23 protein-coding genes and 2 pseudogenes are annotated in these 26060 nt (G+C 52.8%); 10 read left to right on the top strand and 15 right to left on the bottom strand.

From position 1 onward, the window contains the following. The 3 genes and pseudogenes from moaE (at position 1) to C4F37_RS01675 (ending at position 2211) form a co-directional block, all read left to right on the top strand. On the top strand, positions 1 to 453 hold the full coding sequence (gene moaE / locus C4F37_RS01685) for a molybdopterin synthase catalytic subunit MoaE (protein WP_000852274.1): 453 nt from the start codon (positions 1 to 3) through the stop codon (positions 451 to 453). A gap of 136 nt (positions 454 to 589) precedes the next feature. After that, a complete protein-coding gene (locus C4F37_RS01680) occupies positions 590 to 1294 on the top strand; it encodes a Bax inhibitor-1/YccA family protein (RefSeq protein WP_000373624.1) in 705 nt (234 codons plus the stop codon). A gap of 204 nt (positions 1295 to 1498) precedes the next feature. Continuing rightward, positions 1499 to 2211: pseudogene (locus tag C4F37_RS01675) on the top strand (Bax inhibitor-1/YccA family protein). A 35-nt stretch (positions 2212 to 2246) separates the two neighbouring features. Here the strand turns inward: C4F37_RS01675 and C4F37_RS01670 are convergent. From C4F37_RS01670 to C4F37_RS01660, 3 genes are read right to left on the bottom strand one after another with little or no spacing between them, the layout of a single operon-like run. Next, positions 2247 to 3203, bottom strand: a complete 957-nt coding sequence (locus C4F37_RS01670; RefSeq protein WP_000045478.1) for a lysylphosphatidylglycerol synthase domain-containing protein — start codon at positions 3201 to 3203, stop codon at positions 2247 to 2249. Then, a complete protein-coding gene (gene clsB / locus C4F37_RS01665; RefSeq protein WP_000650340.1) occupies positions 3203 to 4444 on the bottom strand; it encodes a cardiolipin synthase ClsB in 1242 nt (413 codons plus the stop codon). The genes C4F37_RS01670 and clsB overlap by 1 nt, the downstream gene beginning before the upstream one ends. Then, on the bottom strand, positions 4441 to 5202 hold the full coding sequence (locus C4F37_RS01660) for an endonuclease/exonuclease/phosphatase family protein (protein WP_001113339.1): 762 nt from the start codon (positions 5200 to 5202) through the stop codon (positions 4441 to 4443). The genes clsB and C4F37_RS01660 overlap by 4 nt, the downstream gene beginning before the upstream one ends. A gap of 132 nt (positions 5203 to 5334) precedes the next feature. Between C4F37_RS01660 and C4F37_RS01655 the strand changes: the two genes are divergently transcribed. Next, entirely contained in the window at positions 5335 to 5745 is a 411-nt protein-coding gene (locus C4F37_RS01655) for a YbhQ family protein (RefSeq protein WP_000871982.1), read from the top strand. Here C4F37_RS01655 and C4F37_RS01650 read toward each other — a convergent pair. The 5 genes from C4F37_RS01650 to cecR are packed head-to-tail and all read right to left on the bottom strand — an operon-like array spanning position 5707 to position 11348. Beyond that, positions 5707 to 6813: an ABC transporter permease gene (locus C4F37_RS01650; protein ID WP_000469031.1), complete on the bottom strand. Its 1107-nt coding sequence runs from the start codon at positions 6811 to 6813 to the stop codon at positions 5707 to 5709. The genes C4F37_RS01655 and C4F37_RS01650 overlap by 39 nt on opposite strands. A gap of 10 nt (positions 6814 to 6823) precedes the next feature. Beyond that, entirely contained in the window at positions 6824 to 7957 is a 1134-nt protein-coding gene (locus C4F37_RS01645; protein ID WP_000070131.1) for an ABC transporter permease, read from the bottom strand. Next, positions 7950 to 9686, bottom strand: a complete 1737-nt coding sequence (locus C4F37_RS01640) for an ATP-binding cassette domain-containing protein (protein WP_001538488.1) — start codon at positions 9684 to 9686, stop codon at positions 7950 to 7952. Before C4F37_RS01640 ends, C4F37_RS01645 begins: the two co-directional genes overlap by 8 nt. Beyond that, positions 9679 to 10674: a secretion protein HlyD gene (gene hlyD / locus C4F37_RS01635; protein WP_001334148.1), complete on the bottom strand. Its 996-nt coding sequence runs from the start codon at positions 10672 to 10674 to the stop codon at positions 9679 to 9681. Before hlyD ends, C4F37_RS01640 begins: the two co-directional genes overlap by 8 nt. A gap of 2 nt (positions 10675 to 10676) precedes the next feature. Further along, positions 10677 to 11348, bottom strand: coding sequence for a DNA-binding transcriptional regulator CecR (gene cecR / locus C4F37_RS01630; RefSeq protein ID WP_001295890.1), 672 nt, complete (start codon positions 11346 to 11348; stop codon positions 10677 to 10679). A 228-nt stretch (positions 11349 to 11576) separates the two neighbouring features. On the opposite strand from cecR, the gene rhlE reads away from it, so the two are divergent. After that, the gene (gene rhlE, locus C4F37_RS01625) at positions 11577 to 12938 is read left to right on the top strand and encodes an ATP-dependent RNA helicase RhlE (protein WP_000007119.1); all 1362 of its coding nucleotides are present in this window, start codon (positions 11577 to 11579) and stop codon (positions 12936 to 12938) included. Positions 12939 to 13170: 232 nt separating this feature from the next. On the opposite strand, the pseudogene C4F37_RS01620 reads toward rhlE, so the two are convergent. Next, positions 13171 to 13368, bottom strand: a pseudogene (locus tag C4F37_RS01620) (NADAR domain-containing protein); the annotation flags it as partial. 106 nt (positions 13369 to 13474) lie between these two features. On the opposite strand from C4F37_RS01620, the gene dinG reads away from it, so the two are divergent. The 4 genes from dinG (at position 13475) to ybiE (ending at position 17967) form a co-directional block, all read left to right on the top strand. Further along, positions 13475 to 15625: an ATP-dependent DNA helicase DinG gene (dinG, locus tag C4F37_RS01615; protein ID WP_001218658.1), complete on the top strand. Its 2151-nt coding sequence runs from the start codon at positions 13475 to 13477 to the stop codon at positions 15623 to 15625. 27 nt (positions 15626 to 15652) lie between these two features. Continuing rightward, positions 15653 to 16615, top strand: coding sequence for a DNA-binding protein YbiB (gene ybiB, locus C4F37_RS01610; protein ID WP_000386549.1), 963 nt, complete (start codon positions 15653 to 15655; stop codon positions 16613 to 16615). A gap of 140 nt (positions 16616 to 16755) precedes the next feature. Further along, on the top strand, positions 16756 to 17841 hold the full coding sequence (hcxB, locus tag C4F37_RS01605; RefSeq protein ID WP_000443514.1) for a hydroxycarboxylate dehydrogenase HcXB: 1086 nt from the start codon (positions 16756 to 16758) through the stop codon (positions 17839 to 17841). 66 nt (positions 17842 to 17907) lie between these two features. Continuing rightward, on the top strand, positions 17908 to 17967 hold the full coding sequence (gene ybiE / locus C4F37_RS27690) for a hypothetical protein (RefSeq protein ID WP_212734104.1): 60 nt from the start codon (positions 17908 to 17910) through the stop codon (positions 17965 to 17967). Positions 17968 to 18069: 102 nt separating this feature from the next. Here ybiE and ybiJ read toward each other — a convergent pair whose 3' ends face one another. The 5 genes from ybiJ to mcbA form a co-directional block, all read right to left on the bottom strand. After that, the gene (ybiJ, locus tag C4F37_RS01600) at positions 18070 to 18330 is read right to left on the bottom strand and encodes a DUF1471 family protein YbiJ (RefSeq protein ID WP_001538491.1); all 261 of its coding nucleotides are present in this window, start codon (positions 18328 to 18330) and stop codon (positions 18070 to 18072) included. 264 nt (positions 18331 to 18594) lie between these two features. Next, positions 18595 to 18861, bottom strand: a complete 267-nt coding sequence (gene ybiI / locus C4F37_RS01595; RefSeq protein WP_000146352.1) for a C4-type zinc finger protein YbiI — start codon at positions 18859 to 18861, stop codon at positions 18595 to 18597. Between the two features lie 73 nt (positions 18862 to 18934). Beyond that, positions 18935 to 19612 (bottom strand): PKHD-type hydroxylase YbiX, encoded by a 678-nt coding sequence (ybiX, locus tag C4F37_RS01590; RefSeq protein ID WP_000990159.1) that lies wholly within the window; start codon positions 19610 to 19612, stop codon positions 18935 to 18937. Positions 19613 to 19827: 215 nt separating this feature from the next. After that, positions 19828 to 22110, bottom strand: a complete 2283-nt coding sequence (locus C4F37_RS01585) for a catecholate siderophore receptor Fiu (protein WP_001773881.1) — start codon at positions 22108 to 22110, stop codon at positions 19828 to 19830. Between the two features lie 264 nt (positions 22111 to 22374). Further along, positions 22375 to 22635, bottom strand: coding sequence for a DUF1471 family periplasmic protein McbA (gene mcbA, locus C4F37_RS27270; protein ID WP_000710618.1), 261 nt, complete (start codon positions 22633 to 22635; stop codon positions 22375 to 22377). Positions 22636 to 22910: 275 nt separating this feature from the next. On the opposite strand from mcbA, the gene rlmF reads away from it, so the two are divergent. Continuing rightward, positions 22911 to 23837, top strand: coding sequence for a 23S rRNA (adenine(1618)-N(6))-methyltransferase RlmF (rlmF, locus tag C4F37_RS01575; RefSeq protein ID WP_001275941.1), 927 nt, complete (start codon positions 22911 to 22913; stop codon positions 23835 to 23837). Here rlmF and ybiO read toward each other — a convergent pair. Beyond that, positions 23834 to 26059 carry a mechanosensitive channel protein gene (gene ybiO / locus C4F37_RS01570; RefSeq protein WP_001267238.1) on the bottom strand — a complete coding sequence of 742 codons (2226 nt, stop codon included), beginning with the start codon at positions 26057 to 26059 and terminating at the stop codon, positions 23834 to 23836. The genes rlmF and ybiO overlap by 4 nt on opposite strands. Between the last annotated feature and the right edge of the window lies 1 nt (position 26060).

Here is a 26060-nt window from a genome sequence, read left to right as displayed (position 1 = left end):
ATGGCAGAAACCAAAATTGTTGTCGGCCCGCAGGCGTTCAGCGTAGGAGAAGAGTACCCGTGGCTGGCTGAGCGTGACGAAGACGGTGCGGTAGTCACCTTTACCGGTAAGGTGCGCAACCATAACCTGGGCGACAGCGTCAAAGCATTAACCCTCGAACACTATCCGGGAATGACAGAAAAAGCACTGGCAGAAATCGTTGATGAAGCGCGTAACCGCTGGCCGCTGGGGCGCGTCACGGTAATTCACCGCATTGGTGAATTATGGCCGGGCGATGAAATTGTTTTTGTCGGTGTTACCAGTGCGCATCGCAGCAGTGCGTTTGAAGCCGGGCAGTTTATTATGGATTATCTCAAAACCCGCGCACCGTTCTGGAAGCGCGAAGCCACGCCGGAAGGCGACCGCTGGGTCGAAGCTCGGGAGAGCGATCAGCAGGCGGCAAAACGCTGGTAGTTTATTGTTAGCCGGATAAGGCACCGCTGCGTCCGGCAATTTCACCGCTCAGTACATACGTTTACGCTGCGTCGATGCACAGCCTCATCATTTTGCAGTATCCTTAAGATATTCCTTATATCTTCAGGAGAAAGTCATGGACAGATTCCCACGTTCTGATTCAATCGTACAACCCCGGGCTGGCTTGCAAACTTATATGGCGCAAGTCTATGGCTGGATGACCGTTGGCTTGTTGCTGACAGCATTTGTTGCCTGGTATGCGGCTAATTCCGCGGCCGTGATGGAGCTGTTGTTTACTAACCGTGTCTTTTTAATCGGTCTGATCATCGCGCAATTAGCATTGGTTATTGTGTTATCAGCGATGATTCAAAAGCTGAGCGCAGGTGTAACGACGATGCTCTTTATGCTTTATTCGGCGCTGACGGGTCTTACGCTTTCCAGTATTTTCATTGTCTATACCGCTGCTTCTATCGCCAGTACTTTCGTCGTTACTGCCGGGATGTTCGGCGCAATGAGCCTGTACGGTTACACCACGAAGCGCGATCTAAGCGGCTTTGGCAATATGCTGTTTATGGCGTTAATCGGCATTGTGCTGGCATCGCTGGTTAACTTCTGGCTGAAAAGCGAAGCATTGATGTGGGCAGTCACCTACATCGGCGTGATTGTCTTTGTCGGATTGACGGCGTATGACACCCAGAAACTGAAAAATATGGGTGAGCAGATTGATACTCGCGACACGTCGAACCTGCGCAAATATTCCATTCTTGGCGCGTTAACCTTGTATCTGGACTTCATCAACCTGTTCCTGATGTTGCTGCGGATCTTCGGCAACCGCCGTTAATTCTTTTTCATCATCAATATCCCGGCCATGTGTCGGGATTTTTTTCTTATTAAAAACGACACTTAACAAGTACCAGGTATAAAATATGCCTTATGGACGAGCGGAAGCGTTTTCTGTATCCATAAATGCAAAAGTATTTTGTATGCGTGGTTTTAAATTTATTGATGGTGAATATTAATGTTTTTTCTAAGGACAACTAAAAGAATGGAATCATACTCGCAAAATAGCAATAAATTAGATTTTCAGCACGAAGCCAGGATATTAAACGGCATATGGCTCATTACCGCTTTGGGTTTGGTGACAACCGCAGGACTGGCCTGGGGCGCTAAGTATCTCGAAATTACGGCAACAAAATATGATTCACCGCAAATGTATGTTGCTATAGGATTATTATTACTTTCTATGTATGGCTTAAGTAAAGATATCAACAAGATAAATACCGCCATCGCGGGCGTAATATATTTTTTTTAATCTCTTTGGTGGCGATTGTCGTTGCGAGTTTAGCGCCTGTATCTGCCATTATCGTCGTGTTCAGCACTGCGGGATCGATGTTTTTAATCAGTATGCTGGCAGGTCTATTGTTTAAATTTGATCCTGGTTCTCACCGTTTTATCATTATGATGACGTTGACAGGGTTGGCCCTGGTAATCATCGTGAATGCCACATTAATGAGTGAACGACCCATTTGGGTAATAAGTTGCTTAATGATTGTCTTATGGTCAGGCATTATCTCGCATGGACGAAATAAGCTCCTTGAACTGACAGGAAAAAGCCATAGTGAAGAATTATGGAGTTCGGTTCGTTGTGCTTTTATAGGTGCATTAACACTCTATTACTATTTTATCGGCTTCTTTGGGATTCTTGCCGCTATAGCTATAACGCTTGTCTGGCAAAGGCATACGCGGTTTTTTCATTAGCCGTAAATGCACATACTAAAGAACTTAACTATACTTCACATCGCCGCTTCATTTTTCGCCCGTAGCTTCTTCGCCTGGCTTTCCAGCAACAGGTAACAGATCAGCGCCAGCAGCAGTGGGATAAAGTAATACAGCACACGGTAAGCGAGCAGGGCGGCGATAATTGTGCCTTTGGAGGTATGCTCCCCAGCCAGTAGCGCGATAAACACCGCTTCCAGCACACCAATTCCCGCCGGAATATGCACGATGACGCCAGCAATACTACTAACCAGCAACACGCCCAGTACAAAGAAATAGTTCACGCTTTGACCAAGTAACAGCCAGATAATCGCTCCCATTACCATCCAGTTAACGCTGGAAATCAGCATCTGGGTGAGGGCGAATTTCCACGAAGGCAGCACCAGCTTTTGCCCTTTGATGGTCATATGGCGGTGCTTCGCGAAAGCGCAAAACCACAAATAAACCGCGATAATCATCAGTAAGCCAATACCGAGAATACGCAGCGTAGTTTGATCGACATACCAGTGATCCGGCAACTCCACCACGCCTGCGGTAAAGATAACCCCCGCTAGCAAAATATAGCCTAGCCAGTTGGTGGTAATACTGAGCGAAAAAATCCGCGTAATAGTGCTGCCCGGTAACCCCAGTCGGGAGTACAAACGATAGCGCATACCAATGCCGCCGACCCAGGTACTGAGTGTCAGGTTGAAGGCGTAGCAGATAAACGACACCAGCATCACCTGGCGCTTCGCCAGTTTGTGACCGCAGTAGAAACGGGCGAGCAGGTCGTAGCAACCGTAAATCAGATAACTGACGACCACCAGCCCGACCGCACTAAGCAGCGCAACGCGATTGTAGTCGCGGATGACCTTCCAGACCTCTTCCCAGTCCACTTTTTTGGCGTAGACCACCAGCAACACAATCACCGCGATAAAAAACAGCCAGGTGAGGAGTTTCTTTGCTAAGCGCCAGCGCGGGTGTGATTTACTCATCAGGGTTTTACCCCCGTGTTTTCAGTTTCTACCCGATCCTGCGTTTCCATTGTCGGTTGTGCGGGGGGACCAACCTGCGCCAGACGTGGCGTGTGCGCCGGAAGCCAGCCCACCAGCGCCGGGAAGTGGCGTAAAAAGTGGAACGCCAGCACGCTTTTGGTCAGGTTCCACCAGGTGCGTTTCGGCAGCATGGTCTCATCGACCTGCTGACAATCTGCGGCGATAATGCCGTTCAGATTATCGCGCAGCGTCTGGTTAAAATTACGATCGTGGATGATGACATTTGCTTCGAGATTCAGTGACAAACTGAGCGGATCGAGATTACTGGACCCTACTGTCGCCCAGTGATCGTCCATCAATGCCACTTTGCCGTGGAGCGGGCGGCGGCGGTACTCAAATACCTGAACGCCGCCTTTAACCAGATAGTTATACAGCAAACGTGCGCCGACTCTGACAATCGGCATATCCGGTTCGCCCTGAATGATCAGTTTGATCCGCACCCCGCGCCGTGCCGCTTTACGCAAGGCGTGTAAAAAACGATAGCCGGGGAAGAAGTAGGCGTTGGCGATAATCACTTCCCGCCGCGCCTGAGTGAGCATTTTCAGATAGTGACGTTCGATATCATCGCGATGTTCTTCGTTATCGCGCCAGACCAGCAATACCTGCGCTTCTCCCGGCTGGCGGTTCTCTTCCGCTTTATGATGACGTCGCCACCAGCGTCGCGCCGCGCTCTGTCCTGGCAGGTTTTCCAGCTCAAACTGGAGAATATCTTCGACAATCGGCCCTTCGAGGCGAACCGCGTAATCCTGTTTGGCCTCCGGGCCGTAGCTGGACATATGCTCGGCGGAGTAATTCAGCCCGCCAATAAAGGCGATACGCGCGTCGATCACCACAATTTTGCGATGCATCCGGCGAAACACATTGGTGCGCATACCAAAAAGGCGAGGGCGGGGATCGTAGTAGCGGAACACCACGCCAGCTGCCGTCAGTTCATTGACAAACTCATCGCTGAGATCCGGCGAACCGTAGCCATCCAGCAAGACTTCCGCTTTTACCCCGCGTTGCGCTGCTGCCAATAGCGCCGCATGCAGCTGTTTGCCGACGTCATCCTCAAACCAGATAAACGTTTCAAGAATGATGCGTTCTTGCGCCTCGCCAATCGCCTTAAACACCGCGGGATAATATTGCTCGCCGTTTTCCAGCAACTGGATCTTATTGCCTTCGCGCCAGCTACATTTCATAAATGAATCTCCGCACTTAAAGGGGCATGATCAGAAAGGTGTCGCCATGTCCGCAGCGGCAACGCGGTTGGCGCGCTGGCGCTGGCATTTTTGACGTAGATCCTGTCCAGTCGTAGTAGAGGAAATTGCACCGGAAACGTGCGCGCCGGGCGTCCGTGGGCGCGGGTAAAAATCTCATCCAGCCCGGCCTGCACTTTTAACGGATGATTAGCTTTTTGCCGCCAGTCGTTGAAATCACCCGCTACCAATACCGGTTCGCCGTCCGGTAGCTCATTCACCCATTCGGCGAGCATCGCAAGCTGCGCCTGACGGTGCGCCTCACGCAGGCCCAGATGTACGCACATCACATGAATCGCTTTCCCGGTCATCGGCGGCACAATGCGGCAGTAGAGCACGCCGCGCTTTTCCGCACCATCGACCGAAACATCACGATTCTCATAATGTTCAATGGGATAACGTGAAAGAACGGCGTTACCGTGATGTCCTTCCAGGTATACGGCATTGCGACCGTAGGCGAAATCGCTCCACATGGTGTCGGCGAGAAACTCGTAGTGCGAGGTATCGGGCCAGTTTTCCACATGCAGCGGATGAACTTCGTGCGCGCCCATCACTTCCTGCAGGCAAACAATATCGGCGCTGACGGTACGCACGGCGTCGCGAAGTTCCGGCAAAATGAAGCGTCGGTTAAACGCGGTAAAGCCTTTGTGAATATTGATGGTGAGCACCTTGAACGAAAATTGTTGTGTTTGATCGGGCATAATTTTCCTGTCTTTGCCTCTTATCTCATTGAAATAGTGTAGTCGGCGTCACAAAAAGGTGCGGTCTTACGGAATTTTCCGTAAAGTTCGGTACTCTGAATAAGTAGAGATAAATTCTTCAGGAGAGAAGCCATGAAGTGGCAACAACGTGTTCGTGTCGCAACTGGCCTAAGTTGCTGGCAGATTATGTTGCATTTACTGGTAGTGGCGCTGCTGGTGGTGGGCTGGATGAGTAAAACTCTGGTTCACGTCGGCGTAGGATTATGCGCACTGTATTGTGTCACGGTAGTGATGATGCTGGTGTTTCAGCGCCACCCCGAGCAACGCTGGCGTGAGGTGGCAGACGTGCTGGAAGAGCTGACCACGACCTGGTATTTTGGTGCAGCGCTGATTGTGCTGTGGCTGTTGTCCCGCGTACTGGAAAACAACTTTTTGCTGGCAATTGCAGGGCTGGCAATCCTTGCCGGCCCTGCGGTGGTGTCTTTGCTGGCGAAAGATAAGAAGTTACATCACCTTACGTCTAAACATCGCGTACGCCGCTGACCCTGTCGTGGCCGTTATCACCAGTAGCGGCCACAAACTATTCCACACAATATCCAGACTCGCATCCTTCAAATAAATCTGCTTGGTAATGTCCGTAAAGTGGCGAATAGGGTTAATCCACGTCAGATTTTGCAGCCACACTGGCATGTTTTCCACCGGCGAAACGTAACCGGAAAGGAGAATGGCGGGCATCATAAAGACAAATACGCCGATAAATGCCTGCTGTTGCGTTGAACAGAGCGATGAAATCAACAGACCGAATCCCACCAGCGATAAACCGTAAATCACCATCGTAAAGTAGAACAGCGCCAGCGATCCGGCGAAGGGGATTTGATACGCCCAGATACCAATCGCCAGCACAATGGTGGCCTGGAAGGTGGCGACAATTAATGCCGGTACGGCTTTGCCGATGAATATCTGCCAGGTGGTGAGGGGCGAAACCAGCAACTGATCGAGCGTACCTTGTTCACGTTCACGGGCGACGGAAAGTGAAGTGACTATCATTACGCCGATAGTGGTGATCATGGCGATCAGCGACGGCACCACAAACCATTTGTAGTCGAGATTCGGGTTATACCAGTTGCGTACCACCAGCTCGCTGTTGTTGGGTTTCGGTTTTCCTTCCAGCAGCTCCTGCTGATAATTTTTGACGATCTGTTGCAGGTAGTTGGCGGCAATTTGCGCACTGTTGGAGTTACGCCCGTCGAGGATCAACTGCAACGGCGCGGTCTGGAAGGTATCCAGTTTGCGCGAGAAGTCAGCCGGGAAACGCACCAGTAGTAACGCCTTTTGTGTGTCGATGGTCGGGCGGATCTCCTGCGGGCTTTTCAGCAGCAGCACATGGGTAAAGGCGCTGGCGCGGGCAAAACGTTGAGTAAGTTCCACCGAATGCTCGCCGTTATCTTCATCGTAGATGGCGATGGTGGCGTTGGTCACTTCCAGCGTGGCGGCGAACGGGAACAGGATCACCTGAATCAGCACGGGTAAAATCAGAATTGCGCGGGTTTGCGGTTCGCGCAGCAGCGACTGCAACTCTTTGCGGATTAACGTCCATAAGCGATGAAACATGCTCTTCTCCCTAATCCAGCCGACGTTTGGTTTTCAGCCACGTCAGGCCGATAAACATCACCGCCGAAGCGATCAAAAACAGCACGTTCACCACCAGTACCACCGGAATATTCCCGGCGAGGAACAGGCTTTGCAGGGTGCTGACGAAATAACGTGCGGGAATAATGTACGTCACCGCGCGGATCACCGCGGGCATACTGTCTATCTGAAATATAAAGCCGGAAAGCATAATCGACGGCAGAAAAGCCGCGTTCAGGGCCACCTGAGCGGCGTTGAACTGGTTGCGGGTAATCGTGGAAATCAGCAGCCCCATCCCCAGGGTACTGAGTAAAAACAGGCTGGAGATAAAAAACAGAATCAGCAGCGACCCGCGATACGGCACGCCGAGAATAAACACCGACACCAGCATACACAGCAACATCGCCAGCATCCCGAGAAAGTAATAAGGGATCAGCTTACACAGCAGCAGCTCCGTGCGGGTAATCTCCGTAGAGAGCAAAGCCTCCATGGTGCCGCGTTCCCATTCTCGCGCCACCACCAGCGAGGTGAGAATCGCGCCGATGACCGTCATGATAATGGTCACCGCACCGGGGATAATAAAGTGCTGGCTTATCGCCGCCGGGTTAAACCAGTAGCGGGTTTGTACATCAATAAGCGGTTCAAAAGTCTGCCCGTTATCCTCCGCGCGCTGCATTTGCCAGATCTGCCAGATCCCTTCGACATACCCCTGCACAAAGTTAGCGGTATTCGGCTCACTGCCGTCGGTGATCACCTGAATCGGTGCGGTGGCGTTGGCGCGCTCCATCTGTTCGGCGAAATCCACCGGAATAACCACCAGACCGCGAATTTTCCCCGCCTGCATTTTGGCGATCAGTTCCTGACGGTTATCGCTGATGGTGGCGTCGATGTAGGGCGAACCGGTCATGGTGTGGGTGAAATCCAGCGCCGCTTCGCTACGCTGTTCCAGTAAAATCCCGACGCGCAGCTTGCTGGAGTCGAGGTTAATGCCGTATCCAAAAATAAACAGCAGTAGCAGTGGGATCACTACCGCAATCAGCCAGCTACTCGGATCGCGAACAATCTGCCGCGTCTCTTTGACGCACAGCGCCCGCACGCGACGCCAGGACAGGATCGGATTACTCATTGCCATGCTCCTTATCCCAGTCGTGGATCAACTGAATAAAGGCCTGCTCCATTGTGGGATCGGGTTGCTCGTCGTTGGCCGACTGCGCTTTCAAATCATCCGGCGTGCCGCTGGCGATTAATTTCCCGCGGTACACCAGGCCGATGCGGTCGCAATATTCCGCTTCATCCATAAAGTGGGTGGTGACCATCACCGTGACGCCTTTCTCTACCATACTGTTGATATGTAGCCAAAATTCACGGCGGGTGAGGGGATCAACGCCGGACGTCGGTTCGTCGAGAAACAGAATGTCCGGTTCATGCATCAGCGAACAGGCCAGCGCCAGCCGCTGTTTAAAACCTAATGGCAGTTCATCGGTCGCGTGGGAGGCGATACTGTTCAGGCCGAACGCCTCGCTCATACGGGAGATTTTTTCGTTCTGCGCCCGACCGCGTAAGCCATACACACCAGAGAAAAAGCGTAAATTCTGTTCGACCGTCAGGTTGCCGTAGAGCGAAAATTTTTGCGCCATATAGCCGAGATGCTGGCGCGCTTTACCAGAACTCTCTTTCAGATCCATGCCCAGCACCAGCGCCTGACCAGAGGTCGGTACCAGCAAACCGCACATCATCTTAAAGGTGGTCGATTTACCCGCGCCGTTTGGTCCGAGCAAACCAAAAATCTCCCCGCGTTTAACGGCAAAGTTGACGTGATCGGTGGCGGCAAAATCACCAAATTTCTTGGTTAGTTCCTTCGCTTCGATCACCGTCTCGCCGGGTGTGCCTTCTACCGTATGTAATATTGCGCCCAGCGGCGATTCCGAGGTTCCGGCACCGCCCAGCAAATCAATAAACGCATCTTCAAAACGCGGCGTAGTTTCGTTGATGTCGATTTCCGGCATCCCGTCGGCATGGCGAATATCGTCTGGCGTGGTCTCTTTTTTGAGGATCAGACGTACCGATTTCCCCTGAATCATGCCGTCGCTGACCTGCGGCAGTTTCAATGCCCGTTGCAACAGTTTGCGGTTGCCCTCGTGCGGGCTGGTCATCAGAAAGCTGCGTCCGGCCATGGTTTGAGTCAGGGCCGTCGGTTCTCCCTGATACAGCAGCTCGCCTTCGTTCATCAGTAACACGTCACGGCACTGCTCGGCTTCGTCGAGATACGAGGTACTCCAGAGGATTAACATCCCTTCGCCCGCCAGCTCATGCACCATCTGCCACAGTTCGCGCCGTGAGATAGGGTCAACGCCGACGCCGGGTTCATCGAGCAGCAACACTTTCGGTTCGCCCACCAGGGTACAGGCCAGGCCAAGTTTTTGTTTCATCCCACCGGAGAGCTTGCCCGCCAGGCGTCCGGTAAACGGGCCAAGAGACGTAAACTCCAGCAGGCGAGCAAAAGTTTGCTTCCGTGCCTCGCCGGTGACGCTGCGCAAATCCGCGTACAGATTGAGGTTCTCCATCACCGTCAGATCTTCATACAGACCAAATTTCTGCGGCATATAGCCGAGCACGGCGTGCAGCGCAGCGTCATTTTTGATCGGATCAAAGCCAATCACCGTGGCACTGCCGCTGTCGGGTTTCAGTAATCCCGCCAGCATCCGCATCAGCGTGGTTTTGCCCGCACCGTCCGGCCCAACCAGCCCCGTCACATAACCGGCGTGAATGGTGCAGTCGAGCGGTGCGACGGCGGGCTTGTCCATGCCCGGAAAGCGTTTTTCCAGGCCGTTCAGCGTGATAACGGCATCATTCATGTCCTGCCTCGTCACCGAATTGCACCGTTACCGGCATTCCCTGGCGTAACGCATCATCGGCGTCGGTCACCACAATACGCAGGCGATAGACGAGGTCGGTACGCAGATCCGGTGTTTCGACGGTTTTCGGGGTAAATTCAGCAGTCGGCGAAACGAAACCAATCTGCCCGTGATACGGCTTGTCCGGGCGACCATCGGTATAAAGCAACACTTTGCGCCCCGGCTGGGCCTGGTCAAGATTACGTTCATCAACATAGGCGCGTACCCACACCGGACGCGTCAGCGAGACGGTAAATACCGTGCCACCTTCATTAAGCACCGTGCCGGGCTCTACCGCGCGCGTTAACAGCGTGCCATCAGACGGAGCGACCAGCGTCGAATCCTGCAAATTCAGCTCCGCCTGCGCCAGTTGCGCCTGCGCTTGTTCGAGGCTGGCTTTCGCCTGGGCGATGTCCTGTTCGCGGTTACCGGAACGGTACTGACGCAATTTATCCTGCGCTGATTTCAGCGTGGCCTGCGCCTGGTCGCGCGAGGAGCGGGCATTTTCCAGGTCATTTGCCGAAATGGTGCGGCTTTTCCACAGTCCTTGCTGGCGGTTATAGAAGTTCTGCGCATAGTCATAGGCAGCTTGCGCCTGTTTCACCGCTGCGGCGGCCTGAGCGATTTCTTCATCTCGATACCCGGCAAGCATCAGGTCATACTGCGCCTGAGCCACCGAAACGCCCGCTTTCGCCTGCATCAGGGCAATCTCATACGGCTTGTGATCCAGTTCGCCCAGCACCTGGCCCGCTTTGATCGCATCACCTTCGTCCACCGCCAGCGACTCAACGCGCCCCCCAACACGGAAACTAAGATTCACCGTACGAATATCCACGTTGCCATACAGCGTCAGGCCGTTATCCTGGCGGCTTTGATACCACCAGTAGCCTCCGGCAACCACGGCGGCAAGTACTACTACCGCCAGTCCGATCACGACAGGTTTTTTCATCACTACAAACTCCTTTGCGATAATCCTTGCAAAATCAGGTCAATATGACAGGTCACCGTCTGGTTGATCAGTTCGGTCTTTTCTTCATCGAACGCGGTCCAGCCGGTACGTAACAGAATAGTTTCTTTGCCAAGACGAAACGCCAGAATCTCACCAATCAACGCATGGGTATGAAGGATCATGCGGGTATCGCTAGCGTCGCAGCCGGTCCAGGCGGCAATCAGGCGTGTAAGGTGACTGTGTAGCGGACTAATCACCTGTTCGTGCACCAGGTGGTAGGCTGCCGTGGGAGAGAGCTGCTCACGGGAGATAAATTTGCTGAGGTTGACGGTGTCATCCTGGGTGAGCAGCTTAATCATGTTTCTGCAGGCGCGAAGGATCAGTTCACGGATGGCTGCCCGATCCGGCTGTGGTTGTGCGAACAAACGTTCGGCTTCTTCGGCGTGTGGACGGAACTGCTCGCCAATAAAATCAGCAATCCACTGGGCGCAGGCGAGGTACAAATCTTCTTTCGAACCGAAGTAGTAGGTGATGGCTGCGATATTCTGCCCGGCCTGGGCGGCTATCTCGCGGGTGGTGGCGTTCATTCCATATTCACCAAACTGTGCCAGTGCCGCAGCAATCAGCTGTTTTTTCGCCTGTTCACCCTTGATTGTCATGGCAGGATTATTCATCGCACAGTCCATTCTTAATCAAATGATTGATTAAGATTATGACTCCATAGGGGAGTTGTCCAGTATGGCTAAGAATTTTAGCTACGCCAGTCACAGGGATAATTTATGCGCTGCGTCACAAAAACTGCTACACTCCGCTCCCTCATGACATTGTGGTTTTTGTCATTTTCCTTTTCAGTATCTCCCTGAAAACTACACCGGTAACGGTCGGGGCGGTTCGGAGTAGTTATGTCTTTCGATTCTTTGGGTTTAAGCCCTGATATCCTGCGCGCCGTTGCCGAGCAGGGTTACCGTGAACCCACCCCTATTCAGCAGCAGGCGATCCCTGCGGTGCTGGAAGGCCGCGACCTGATGGCCAGCGCCCAGACCGGTACCGGCAAAACAGCGGGCTTTACGCTGCCGCTGTTGCAACACCTGATCACTCGCCAGCCGCACGCCAAAGGGCGTCGTCCGGTACGCGCGCTCATTCTTACCCCGACCCGTGAACTGGCGGCGCAGATTGGCGAAAACGTCCGTGATTACAGCAAATATCTGAACATTCGTTCGCTGGTGGTGTTTGGCGGTGTCAGCATTAACCCACAAATGATGAAGTTGCGCGGCGGCGTTGATGTGCTGGTGGCAACGCCGGGACGTCTGCTGGACCTGGAACATCAAAATGCAGTGAAGCTGGATCAGGTTGAAATCCTCGTCCTTGATGAAGCTGACCGCATGCTCGACATGGGCTTTATCCACGATATCCGTCGCGTGTTAACAAAACTGCCAGCGAAGCGCCAGAACCTGTTGTTCTCCGCGACCTTCTCTGACGATATTAAAGCCCTGGCGGAAAAACTGTTGCACAACCCGCTGGAAATCGAAGTGGCACGCCGCAATACTGCGTCTGATCAGGTGACCCAGCACGTTCACTTTGTCGATAAGAAACGCAAACGCGAATTGCTGTCGCATATGATTGGGAAAGGGAACTGGCAGCAGGTGCTGGTGTTTACCCGTACCAAACATGGCGCTAACCATCTGGCTGAACAGCTTAATAAAGACGGCATCCGTAGTGCGGCGATCCACGGTAATAAATCGCAAGGTGCGCGTACTCGTGCGCTGGCCGATTTTAAATCGGGCGATATTCGTGTACTGGTGGCAACTGACATCGCTGCGCGCGGTCTGGATATCGAAGAGTTGCCGCACGTCGTCAACTATGAGTTACCAAACGTACCGGAAGATTATGTTCACCGTATCGGGCGTACTGGCCGTGCGGCGGCAACTGGCGAAGCATTGTCGCTGGTGTGTGTTGATGAACACAAACTGCTGCGTGATATCGAAAAACTGCTGAAAAAAGAGATCCCGCGCATTGCGATTCCGGGGTATGAGCCGGACCCGTCAATCAAAGCCGAACCGATCCAGAACGGTCGCCAGCAACGTGGCGGCGGTCGTGGACAGGGCGGTGGTCGCGGTCAACAGCAACCACGCCGTACGGAAAGTGGTGCGAAGTCTGGTAACGCGAAGCCCGCAGAAAAACCGTCTCGTCGTCTCGGCGATGCCAAACCGGCAGGCGAACAACAACGTCGCCGCCGTCCGCGTAAACCTGCCGCTGCGCAGTAATCTTTTATGCCGGGCTATGCCCGGCATGAGACTGATGACAAACACAAAACTGCCTGATGCGCTACGCTTATCAGGCCTACGTGAACTCTGCAATATATTGAATGTGCATGTTTTTGTAGGCCGGATAAGGCGCTCGCGCCGCATCCGGCATTTCACAACAAGCACTTGTCAGCCATTTGCGAGCGCGGCAAAAAGATTTCTCTGTTTTAACGCCCACAAGCCACCCGATGCGTTACTTCTCCGCAGCCAATTGTCCGCGCAACGCCATTAAAAGGTACCCCAGGCGATTCTTGCCCTGACCATTACCGCCATCTCCCCAGTAAGCATCATTTTGCGTATGCTCAACCAGTTTTGCGGACGCGGTTGCCCGCAAGAGTGTACGCAGTTCTGCATGTTGTTCGAATTTAGCGCGAAGCGCTTTACGCATCATCCTGCTGGTTATTGCGAGCCGCTTTCCCGAAACAGAAAAACCATTACCCCTGAAAACCGAAAAATGCCACAATATTGGCTGTTTATACAGTATTTCAGGTTTTCTCATGGCATTAACCGCCGCGCTTAAAGCGCAAATTGCCGCCTGGTATAAGGCGCTTCAGGAACAGATCCCCGACTTTATTCCCCGTGCGCCGCAGCGGCAGATGATTGCGGACGTCGCCAAAACGCTGGCCGGAGAAGAAGGGCGGCATCTGGCGATTGAAGCCCCTACCGGCGTTGGGAAAACGCTCTCCTATTTGATCCCCGGCATCGCCATTGCCCGCGAAGAGCAAAAAACGCTGGTGGTAAGTACCGCCAACGTGGCATTGCAGGATCAGATCTACAGCAAAGATTTACCGCTGCTGAAAAAGATCATTCCCGATCTTAAATTCACTGCCGCTTTTGGGCGTGGGCGCTACGTTTGCCCGCGTAATCTGACAGCGCTCGCCAGCACTGAGCCCACGCAACAGGATCTGCTGGCGTTTCTTGACGATGAACTGACGCCGAACAATCAGGAAGAGCAAAAACGTTGTGCGAAGCTGAAGGGCGATCTCGACACTTATAAATGGGATGGTCTGCGCGATCATACTGATATCGCTATAGATGATGATCTCTGGCGTCGTTTGAGTACCGACAAGGCCAGCTGCCTCAACCGCAACTGTTATTACTATCGCGAATGCCCGTTTTTTGTCGCTCGTCGGGAAATTCAGGAAGCGGAAGTGGTGGTGGCAAACCATGCGCTGGTGATGGCGGCGATGGAAAGCGAAGCGGTATTGCCTGACCCGAAAAATTTACTGCTGGTGCTGGACGAAGGTCATCACCTGCCGGATGTGGCGCGGGATGCGCTGGAGATGAGCGCCGAAATCACCGCGCCGTGGTATCGGCTACAGCTGGACTTGTTCACGAAACTGGTCGCTACCTGCATGGAGCAGTTTCGCCCGAAGACCATCCCGCCGCTGGCGATCCCTGAACGTTTGAATGCGCATTGTGAAGAGTTGTATGAGCTTATCGCCTCGTTAAACAACATTCTCAATCTCTACATGCCTGCCGGGCAGGAGGCAGAGCACCGTTTTGCGATGGGCGAACTGCCAGATGAAGTGCTGGAGATCTGCCAGCGGCTGGCAAAACTCACCGAGATGCTGCGTGGCCTGGCGGAGTTATTTCTTAACGATTTAAGTGAGAAAACCGGCAGCCATGACATTGTACGTCTGCATCGGTTGATTTTGCAGATGAACCGCGCATTGGGGATGTTCGAGGCGCAAAGCAAACTCTGGCGGCTGGCGTCTCTGGCGCAATCTTCCGGTGCGCCGGTGACCAAATGGGCGACGCGGGAAGAGCGCGAAGGGCAGCTACACCTTTGGTTTCACTGCGTGGGAATACGTGTCAGCGATCAGCTGGAAAGGCTGCTGTGGCGCAGTATTCCGCACATTATTGTTACCTCCGCAACCTTGCGTTCGCTGAACAGTTTTTCGCGTTTGCAGGAGATGAGTGGGCTGAAAGAGAAAGCGGGCGACCGTTTTGTGGCACTGGATTCCCCTTTTAACCACTGTGAACAGGGCAAAATTGTTATTCCCCGGATGCGCGTTGAGCCTTCCATCGACAACGAAGAGCAGCACATTGCCGAAATGGCGGCCTTTTTCCGTGAACAGGTGGAGAGCAAAAAACATCTCGGTATGTTGGTGCTGTTTGCCAGCGGGCGTGCGATGCAGCGCTTTCTCGACTATGTGACGGATTTACGCCTGATGTTGCTGGTGCAGGGCGATCAGCCACGTTATCGCTTAGTTGAACTGCACCGCAAACGCGTTGCCAACGGTGAGCGTAGCGTGCTGGTGGGCTTACAGTCCTTTGCCGAAGGTCTTGATCTGAAAGGCGATCTGCTCAGCCAGGTGCATATCCACAAGATCGCTTTTCCGCCCATCGACAGCCCGGTGGTGATCACCGAAGGTGAATGGCTGAAAAGCCTCAACCGCTATCCGTTTGAGGTGCAAAGCCTGCCGAGCGCTTCGTTTAACCTGATTCAGCAGGTTGGGCGACTGATTCGAAGCCACGGTTGCTGGGGGGAAGTGGTTATCTACGACAAACGCTTGCTGACCAAAAATTATGGCAAGCGACTACTGGATGCATTACCGGTATTTCCGATAGAGCAACCGGAAGTCCCTGAAGGTATAGTTAAAAAGAAAGAAAAAACGAAATCCCCACGCCGTCGGCGGCGTTAATGATGTGAGTCAGGTAAGGAGTCGTAAATGGACTATCGCAAAATCATTAAAGAGATCGGGCGCGGGAAAAACCACGCGCGCGATTTAGACCGGGATACTGCGCGCGGTCTGTATGCCCATATGCTCAATGGTGAAGTCCCTGACCTTGAGTTGGGCGGCGTATTGATTGCGCTACGTATCAAAGGGGAAGGGGAAGCAGAGATGCTCGGCTTTTACGAAGCCATGCAAAATCACACCATCAAGCTGACGCCGCCTGCAGGCAAGCCGATGCCGATTGTCATCCCCAGTTACAACGGCGCGCGTAAACAGGCCAACCTGACGCCGTTGCTGGCGATTCTGCTGCACAAACTCGGTTTTCCTGTGGTGGTTCACGGGGTTAGCGAAGATCCAACCCGCGTGCTGACCGAAACCATTTTCGAACTGATGGGTATTACGCCAACGTTGCACGGCGGGCAGGCGCAGGCGAAGCTCGACGAACATCAACCTGTCTTTATGCCTGTCGGCGCGTTTTGCCCGCCGCTGGAAAAACAACTGGCGATGCGCTGGCGGATGGGCGTGCGTAACAGTGCACATACCCTGGCGAAACTGGCGACGCCATTTGCCGAAGGTGAGGCACTGCGTCTTTCCAGCGTTTCGCATCCGGAATACATTGGACGCGTCGCGAAGTTCTTTAGTGATATCGGCGGGCGGGCGCTACTTATGCATGGTACTGAAGGTGAAGTGTATGCTAATCCGCAGCGCTGCCCGCAGATCAATCTCATTGACCGTGAAGGGATGCGGGTACTGTATGAAAAACAGGACACTGCTGGTAGCGAGTTACTGCCACAAGCAAAAGATCCGGAAACCACGGCGCAGTGGATTGAGCGTTGCCTTGCTGGCAGCGAACCGATTCCTGAATCGCTGAAAATCCAGATGGCTTGCTGCCTGATGGCTACGGGTGAAGCGGCAACTATCAACGACGGCCTGGCGCGCATTAATCAGGCATTTTAATTTTTATCTCAGCCGGATGAGCCATGTCATCCGGCTTTTACCCCACCGCAATATGAAATTCCTGCATCTTTATTGACCTTCCCGCGCCCGGCGTGCAGCATAAAAAAACAACAAACACATAACATAAACAGGAGTTAACCATGGAAAGTGGTCATCGCTTTGATGCTCAGACGCTGCACAGTTTTATTCAGGCTGTATTTCGTCAGATGGGTAGCGAGGAACAGGAAGCGAAATTAGTTGCCGATCATTTAATCGCGGCAAACCTGGCAGGGCATGATTCACATGGTATTGGCATGATCCCAAGCTATGTGCGTTCCTGGAGTCAGGGGCATCTGCAAATTAATCATCATGCCAAAATCGTTAAAGAGGCGGGGGCGGCGGTCACGCTCGATGGCGATCGCGCATTTGGTCAGGTCGCGGCACACGAAGCGATGGCGCTGGGGATTGAGAAAGCGCATCAGCACGGCATTGCCGCCGTGGCGCTACATAACTCGCATCATATCGGCCGTATCGGTTACTGGGCGGAGCAGTGTGCAGCGGCGGGGTTTGTCTCTATCCACTTTGTTAGCGTGGTCGGTATTCCAATGGTCGCGCCGTTCCACGGTCGCGACAGCCGCTTTGGCACCAATCCGTTCTGTGTGGTTTTCCCTCGTAAAGATAATTTCCCGCTGTTGCTCGATTACGCCACCAGCGCCATTGCATTTGGCAAAACCCGCGTCGCCTGGCATAAAGGCGTCCCCGTGCCGCCAGGTTGCCTGATTGACGTTAACGGCGTGCCGACGACCAATCCGGCGGTAATGCAGGAGTCGCCGTTGGGTTCGCTGTTGACCTTTGCCGAACATAAAGGCTACGCCCTTGCAGCGATGTGTGAAATTCTTGGCGGGGCGCTTTCTGGCGGTAAAACGACGCATCAGGAAACGTTACAAACCAGTCCCGATGCCATTCTTAACTGCATGACTACTATCATTATCAACCCGGAACTGTTCGGCGCGCCGGATTGTAGTGCACAGACCGAAGCCTTTGCCGAGTGGGTGAAAGCCTCGCCGCATGATGAAGATAAACCGATTTTGCTACCGGGCGAGTGGGAAGTGAACACGCGTCGCGAACGGCAGGAGCAGGGGATTCCACTGGATGCGGGAAGCTGGCAGGCCATTTGTGATGCGGCGCGGCAGATTGGTATGCCGGAAGAGACGTTGCAGGCTTTCTGTCAGCAGTTAGCCAGCTAAAAAAAAGCCCGTCCAGTGGCGGACGGGCGAACAAGGGTAACATAGGATCAATGAGGGTTAGAGCATATGCGTCTGTCGGCAAACAGACAGGGAAATACTTGTGCTGAACGTAGCGTAAACGCCTGATCCAGCCAACGGTTCGGATTTTGTAGGTCTGATAAGACGCGGTAGCGTCGCATCAGGCATCTGTTGCCGGATGCGGCGTAAACGCCTTATCTGTCCTACGAATTACTTATAAATTACCGCAGTACCGCTTAATTTATTGTTGTTGGTGGCGGAAGTAATGCTGTATCCACTGGCACCGGCCGCCGCGGCTTTCTCAGCCAGTTTCGCTTCCAGGGCATCGAGGGTGGATGCGCCATCGGCAGAAACCACGCCGATTTTATTCATGTTCTGTGCCTGGGATGCCGTTACCGGTTCCGCCGCGAACACGCCAAATGACAGAGTTGAAAGAGCCATAGCAGCAACAACAATATTGATAGTTTTCATAATTAATCTCTCGCAGGTGATTTTTGTATAAGTGACGTTGTTTCGTCGATGTGATGAGTATCACGTTTTTTTACGAGAGATAAAATCGAAGAGAATTGACCGCCTTGTTCAAATAAATTGATTGATATCTAACATACTGATAAACCATTTATTTGTTGTATTTATGAATCCGTTTTGTACCGCGTGGTGCTCACGGCAGCGTTAAAGGCACGGAATGCCACGCAAAATACAAATTACACTCACTAAACATCCCGTCAGTTGCAGTTAACGTAACTGGCTGTCTTTCGAACCTCTGCGATTATATCCTGTATAAGCTGGTTTTTGTAAATCTTTATCCTGTTGGCAATGAATGCATAAGCGCACGCCAGGAATGGCTTCCCGACGGGCCTGCGGGATAGGGGCACCGCACTCTTCACATTCATACAGGCTTTCGCCACGCGGAATTTCACCCCGAGCGCGGGCAATCGCATCTTCAATTGTACTGTTGATCTGTTCGTTGACGGCGTCATCATTAGCCCAACCGGATGCCATATCGTCCTCCCCATATCAATACTTGTACAGTTAAGTGTAGCTAATATAGGGACGAACTCGGGCAGTTCAAGCGTCAGATCTCCGACCATTCCCGCAGCAGATTATGATAAAGATTGAGCAGTGACAGGATCTCTTCACTTTCGCCGTAGCGGCTTTTCAGCGACTGAATATTGTTGTCCAGTTCAAACAGCATGGCGCGCTTTTTATCATCACGGATCATCGACTGGATCCACATAAATGATGCCACTCGCACGCCGCGGGTTACGGGTGTCACGCAATGCAGGCTGCTGGAGGGATACAACACCAGATCGCCTGCCGGGAGTTTTACCCGATGTTGCCCGAAGGTGTCATTAACGACCAGTTCGCCGCCGTCGTAGCTTTCTGGATCGCTTAAAAACAGCGTGGCAGAAAGGTCAGTGCGCATCCAGCCGTTTTGTGGATGGCTGCGTACTGCGCCATCCACATGAAAACCATAGGTTTCATTGTTCTGATAGCGATTAAACAGCGGCGTGGAAAGGGTACGCGGCAAGGCCGCGGCAAAGAACAAAGCATGTTGGTTAACCGCGTTCAGCACCTCATTTTGCAGGGCGGCGTACAGGGCGCTGCGGGTGTCTACTTGTTGATTGTTCTTAACTTGCGCACCTTGTGCGCCGGTGGTGACGCGCCCATCCACCCATTCGGCTTGTTCCAGGTGTTCGCGAAAACGGGCGACGTCCTGTGGCGATAACACGCCGGGAATGTGGTACATCATACAAGTTCTCCAAAAAGTGGGGCCTGCGCCCCACACCGATTTTTAACAGCAGGCAATGGTGCTCAGGTGCCGGATGCGGCGTGAACGCCTTATCCGGCCTACCAAATGATGTGAATTCAGTGTATTGCACAACCTTGTAGGCCTGATAAGCGCAGCGCATCAGGCAGTCCTGCTCTCGCCATCAACATTAGTGAGCCTTGCGCCCCACATCTGAATCAGAAATGCATATTAGCTGTGAGCAAGAAGGTTCTTGGCTCGCCCGGGTGATAACGGTAGCCGCTCTTATTGATTGAGGCGACGTAATCGGTATCAAACAGGTTGTAGACGTTTAGCTGGAAGTCGAGATTGCGATTAACCCGATACCCCAGTTTGGCGTCGGCGACCCAATAACCTTCGGTAAACGCTGGCGTTCCCACCGCGCCGTCTGAACCTTTATGCATACTGCCGATATACCGTGCGCCCGCACCAACAGAAATATCATCGCTTGCCTGATACTGGCTCCATAAGGTGAAGGCGTGTTCCGGGGTATACGGCAGCGATGAGGAACCATCCTGGGCAACATCTTTGCCGTTTTTGATAGTTGCTTTTTGCTGGGTATAGCCGCCAATCATCTGCCATGCGGGGGTGATATTCCCGGCCACGGATATCTCGTAGCCTTCGACACGTTTCTTACCATATTGCGAATAAGTCCCGTCATCATTTTGCTCAACTTCATTTTCAATATCAGTACGGAACAGCGCGGCGGTAAGTAGCAGGCGTTTATCCAGAACCTGCCATTTGGTGCCAATCTCGCTGGTGTTGGCTTTTTGTGGTTTAAAATCGGTGCGGTTGGCACTGTTACCGCTGCCAGACTGCGCAAGGGCGAAGTTGTTGCCGCCCGGCGGCTGCTGGGAAACGGCATAGTTAATATAGACATTGCCGTTTTCCGTCAGGTGATACAGCGCCCCGGCTTTCCAGTTCACCAGATTGCCCGACTTGGCGGTGTCGACGGTGGTGACCGGAGAACCTTTTGCCACGCCAGCAGGGCAGGTGATGGCACCGCGCCCGCTGCCGCCGCAGGCGGTAGCACTGTCATATTCAGTATGATAATTATCCAGACGGATCCCGCCGTTCAGCTCAAAATCACGGGTGATTTGCAGCGTATCGAAGGCATAAATTGCGAAGGTATCCGTCTGACCATTGGCGTTTGCGCCGTTGCGCGTCAGGCCGCCGGGATGAATGCTGCTGTCAGGATGATAAATATTTACCGCCGGTAACGTCACCGGATTAACGCCATAGTTAGTCTGTGTTTCGCGGGTAAATTCCACGCCGGTACTGAGATCATGACCGATAGCGCCGGTATAGAATGTCGAGGTCAGGTTGGTCTGGTTGGTGAGAATTTTGTTACTCACATCTTTGGTATTCGCCGTGCGTGACCACGTCCAGCTATTCACATCGCTGGTGGGCTGGGTAATATTCGACGCTCCACCCATAATCGCCGTCATCAGGTAATCCTGCTTTACGCGCGACCAACGCGTAGTGTTGCGAATGGTGGCGTTATCGTTGATGTCGTGCTCAAAACGCATGGTAGCGGTGTCGGTGATCGAATCGTCGTAATCGGAATCTGTGCCGTAAAAGTTATGAGTATCAACTTTTCCGGAATGATTCAGGGCTGCTGTTCCCGCAGATGGGGCAGAATAACCCGGTAAACCGATAGTCGGAATGCCGCCGTCTGGCGTGTTGTGCTGGGTGACATGCAGATAATTAAGATACAAACGATTCGCTGTACCAAGGCCAAAAGCGACAGAAGGGGCGACGCCGTAACGCTCATTTTTGACTTTGTCGCGTCCGGCATCGTGCGTTTTTTCGCCCATTACATTCAGGCGCACCGCAGTGGTATCACCAATGACCTGATTGACGTCCAGCGTGCCGCGGCGGAACCAGGCGCTGCCAATACTGGCGGAGGCGTCAATGCCGGAATCATTGCGCGGCTGTTTGCTGATCATATTGATCGAGCCTGTCGGTGCGCTGCGCCCGTAGTCGGTGCCGGACGGCCCTTTAATTACTTCGACCTGCTCGGTATTGAAGGTGTCGCGCGAGACGCTGCCGATATCGCGAATGCCATCGATATAAATACTGTTAGAGGTATCGGCACCGCGCATATAAATGGCGTCGCCAGTGGTGGAGTTACCGTTCTCACCCGCAAAAAACGCACCCACGCCGGGGACGTTTTTGAGCGCGTCGGTAAGGTTGGTTGCACCCTGATCTTTAATCACTTGTTCAGAAATCACTGTCATCGTGCGGGTAGTATCCGCTACCGGACGCGAGAATTTCGGATCGGCAGATTGTTGTGGCGCATAAAGCGAAGGCGTTGATGCTTCGACAACCAGCGTGTCATCCGCGTTAGCTTGCCCTTCGGCAGCGAGTGCCTGCGCCACAGGCGTAATACCAATACAAAGACCGGCAAAGAACGTGAGCGAATGAAATTGTCTGGCAGGGAAATTGCGATTGTTTTCCATTTTGCAGGTGACTTTTTCTTATATGGTGAAATTTTCACTGTCACGAGAAAGCATCTCTGCGGATGCGATGCCACTGTTAATCCCGTGATAGCGTCCGTGCAAGTGATAATAATTTTGATAAGCATTATCACTTGGCGCGATTTTCTATCACCCATTGCGCGAAAAAGAAATACATTTATTTACATTACGTTCATATTTGATGTTTTTTGCTTACAAATTGGACGAAAACTGCATCCAGAGGCGAATGCAGTTACGTTTGTGGGGTTATTTGTAGATGATTGCAGTACCGAACATCTGGTCATTTCCGCCTGCGGAATTAATGACATAACCTTTCGCGCCTTGTTCGCGCGCTTTTTCTGCCAGTTTATCCTCCAGATCGCTTAGGTTTGATGCGCCAGTTGCCGAAACGGTACCGGCGGGCCGTAGTTGACCACTGTCCAGGTTACTCATCGGTTGCGCGGCATAAGCCGTGAGAGAGATTCCGCTCAGGACGGTGGCAATCAGTAGTGTGAGGCACTTTTTCATAATGACATCCTCATAAATACAACGGGTAGTGCCAGATAAGTGTAGGTCGCCTGCGCGATGAAAATGACGCAAAAAATTGACAGAGATGCGCTTATTTTTTGAACGATATGTTTTTACAAAATAAGACAAATCAATGACATGCATGATGATGATTTTTATGGTGAATTGCCATAAACCATAGCCATGTGAAGGTTTTTAGAAATGATAAACGCAGCCAGATATTTACCCTGTCGCGTTATGCGGGTATCTTACGCCGCTGCTTAAAGGAGAATGCTATGTCCGCCCAGAAACCGGGGTTGCATCCGCGCAACCGTCATCACAGCCGCTACGATCTCGCCACGCTTTGTCAGGTCAATCCTGAACTCAGGCAATTCCTCACGCTTACACCCGCCGGGGAGCAAAGCGTAGACTTTGCCAATCCGCTGGCGGTGAAGGCGCTCAATAAGGCGTTGCTGGCCCATTTTTACGCCGTAGCGAACTGGGATATCCCGGACGGTTTTCTCTGCCCGCCAGTACCGGGCCGGGCGGATTATATTCATCACCTTGCCGATTTACTGGCTGAAGCAAGCGGAACAATTCCAGCTAATGCCAGCATTCTGGATATCGGCGTTGGTGCGAACTGTATTTATCCGCTGATTGGCGTACATGAATATGGCTGGCGTTTTACCGGTAGTGAAACCAGCAGCCAGGCGTTAAGCAGTGCGCAGGCGATCATCAGTGCTAATCCGGGGCTTAACCGCGCTATTCGTCTGCGTCGGCAAAAAGAGAGTGGGGCGATTTTTAACGGCATCATCCATAAAAACGAGCAATACGATGCGACCTTGTGTAACCCGCCATTCCACGATTCCGCCGCTGCGGCACGGGCAGGTAGTGAACGTAAACGCCGTAACCTGGGGCTGAACAAAGACGATGCACTGAACTTTGGTGGTCAGCAACAGGAGTTGTGGTGTGAAGGCGGTGAGGTCGCTTTTATCAAAAAGATGATTGAAGAGAGCAAAGGCTTCGCGAAGCAGGTGATGTGGTTTACCTCGCTGGTATCTCGTGGTGAAAACTTACCGCCGTTGTATCGTGCTCTGACGGACGTAGGTGCGGTGAAGGTGGTAAAAAAAGAGATGGCCCAGGGGCAAAAGCAGAGCCGCTTTATAGCCTGGACCTTTATGAACGACGAGCAGCGCCGCCGTTTTGTCAATCGCCAGCGTTAAAGCGTTGGCTCCCCCGGCGGCAACGGTTCAGCCGGGGCCGCGCCCGGAGCTGGCAGCACCTGATAAGTCTGCACCGGCGCGCGAACACCCGCCAGGTCGAAATGTTTTTTCACCTGGCTGTCGAGGGCAAAGCGGACCGTCCACTGTTTGAGTGGCAGCGTGGTGAACGAAACACGCAGTGTAAACGCGGTATTGCTTAAGCCGACAATCCCGGCAAAGTTCGGTTCACCAATAACCAGCCCGCGAATTTCTTCGTTTTCCATCAATTCTGCTACCGCATCTTTCAGTGCCTGATTGGCTTTATCAGCATCTTCATGGCGATCAACATCGTAGTTTGCCACTACCGAACCAATACCGCGGACGAAGTTAGCAAAGGTGGTTATCGAAGACCACGGAATGATGTGATACGCCCCGGTATCCTGGCGCACGCCCACGGAGCGAATCGACATCCGTTCCACAGTGCCGGTCAACGGCCCGATAGTCACCAAATCTCCAGTGTTCATGCCGTTTTCAAACTGAATAAATACTCCGGTAATAATATCTTTCACCAGCGTTTGCGAACCAAACGAGATAGCCAGACCTAATGCCCCGGCACCTGCCAGCAATGGCGCGATATTGACGCCGATTTCCGACAACACAATCATGATGGTGATGGTACTGATAATCACCGCCAGCGCGTTACGGAACAGCGTCAGCAGGGTTCGCGTACGGGCGCTGGGTAGCGGGCGGCCATGAATATCCGAAGCCAGCCGGTTTTCTATCAAACTGGCGAGCACCGTCCAGCCAACCGCCGAGAAGAAAAGAATGAGTGCGATACGGATCAGGATATCTACGGTTTTCTGCCCCGCGCCGTTTTGCAGCCAGTTCCAGAAATCGAACAATCCCCATGCGCTCAACAGCAGCATTACCGCCACGCAGACTGTCAGAATACGCGCTGTTTTCAGTGCCGCCGAAAGCCAGCCATTCAGCCGTTTTTGCAGCTCCGGATAATTTCGCTGAGTATGTGGCGAGAGGGTGATGGTTTTCGCCAGCCAGCGGGAAAACATACCGGAAACAAATGCTGCGATACCAATAATCGCCAGGCTGCGCACCGTTGCACCCATCATAAATTTCAGGCTGTTGCCCGGATCGAACAACGAAAAGAAAAACAGCACGATAAAATAGGCGCTTGCCAGCCAGTGCCACACCAGCGCAAAGGCGCGGATAAACAGGCTGAAAAAGGCCAGCGAATGCTCCGCAAAGTTGAGCAAATGCTGGGTGATCTCTTTTTTATTACGAAAAATCAGGTACAACGCCCAGACGGTCATGCACAGCATAATGATGACGTTCGCCAGCGCACCTATCTGTACATTCACCTGATTAGAGATAATCGGCACAGCCACAATCAGACCATAGCCAATCAGGCTGCTTAACCAGCTCAGGCGACGACTCCAGTAACGGGCGGTCTCGTCATGAATCGTGAACGGGCGCAGTTCAGCTACGTTTGGGCAAAAAATCAGGCGTAGTACGGCTTTGAAAAATTCAATCAGGGCAAAGGCGTTGAGAAACAAACTTTGTTGGAAAGCGATAGTGCGACTGCCCGCATTCAGGTTGTCGCTTAATACCTGGCCGACAAATAATGTCAGTGCCAGTAACAGCAGGTCGATAATAAACGCCCCGATGATCATCGCCGGAAGCTGCAACCAGTTACTGCGCTCACGATTTTTTTGCCGCGCCCACTGGCCCATTTTGCGATACAGCGGCAGTGCGCACAGACGAATCAGCCAGTAAAAACCAAACACTAATACCGCTAACATTGAAAAGTGGGTCAGCGCATTGCTGAAGGTTTGTGGATTAAACGGCTTATGCGGGGAGCCGGTGATATTGCGATAAAGTTGCCCGAAGCGGGCGGAAAGGGCTTCACCATAATGGCGGCTGACTTCGGTGACTTTTTGCAGCACGGTTTGCTCTTCAACCAGCGTCGGCGGCACGATCTTCGGTACGGGTTCCGCAGGAGGCGTAGCGGCGACGGTGCGCAACTGGTCGATCAACTCTTTACGCGAGGTGTCATTATCCAGCACATCCGCCAGTGCGCCATAGGCCGCTTTTTTTTGTTCGATATCCGGTTCCGGGGCCGGTTCAGTCGTTGAGTCCGTTGTCGTTGTGGTTGTAACGCCGGGTATGGATACCGCGTGGGCAGGTGCGCCCAACAGGCAGAAGAGGATGAACAGGATCCACCGCATG

The sequence above is a fragment of the Escherichia sp. R1 genome (assembly GCF_003000935.1).
In the GTDB taxonomy this organism is placed as follows: Bacteria; Pseudomonadota; Gammaproteobacteria; order Enterobacterales; family Enterobacteriaceae; genus Escherichia; species Escherichia coli.
Note: the sequence above shows the minus strand (reverse complement) of the source record. Positions and strands in the feature narration are given on the sequence as shown.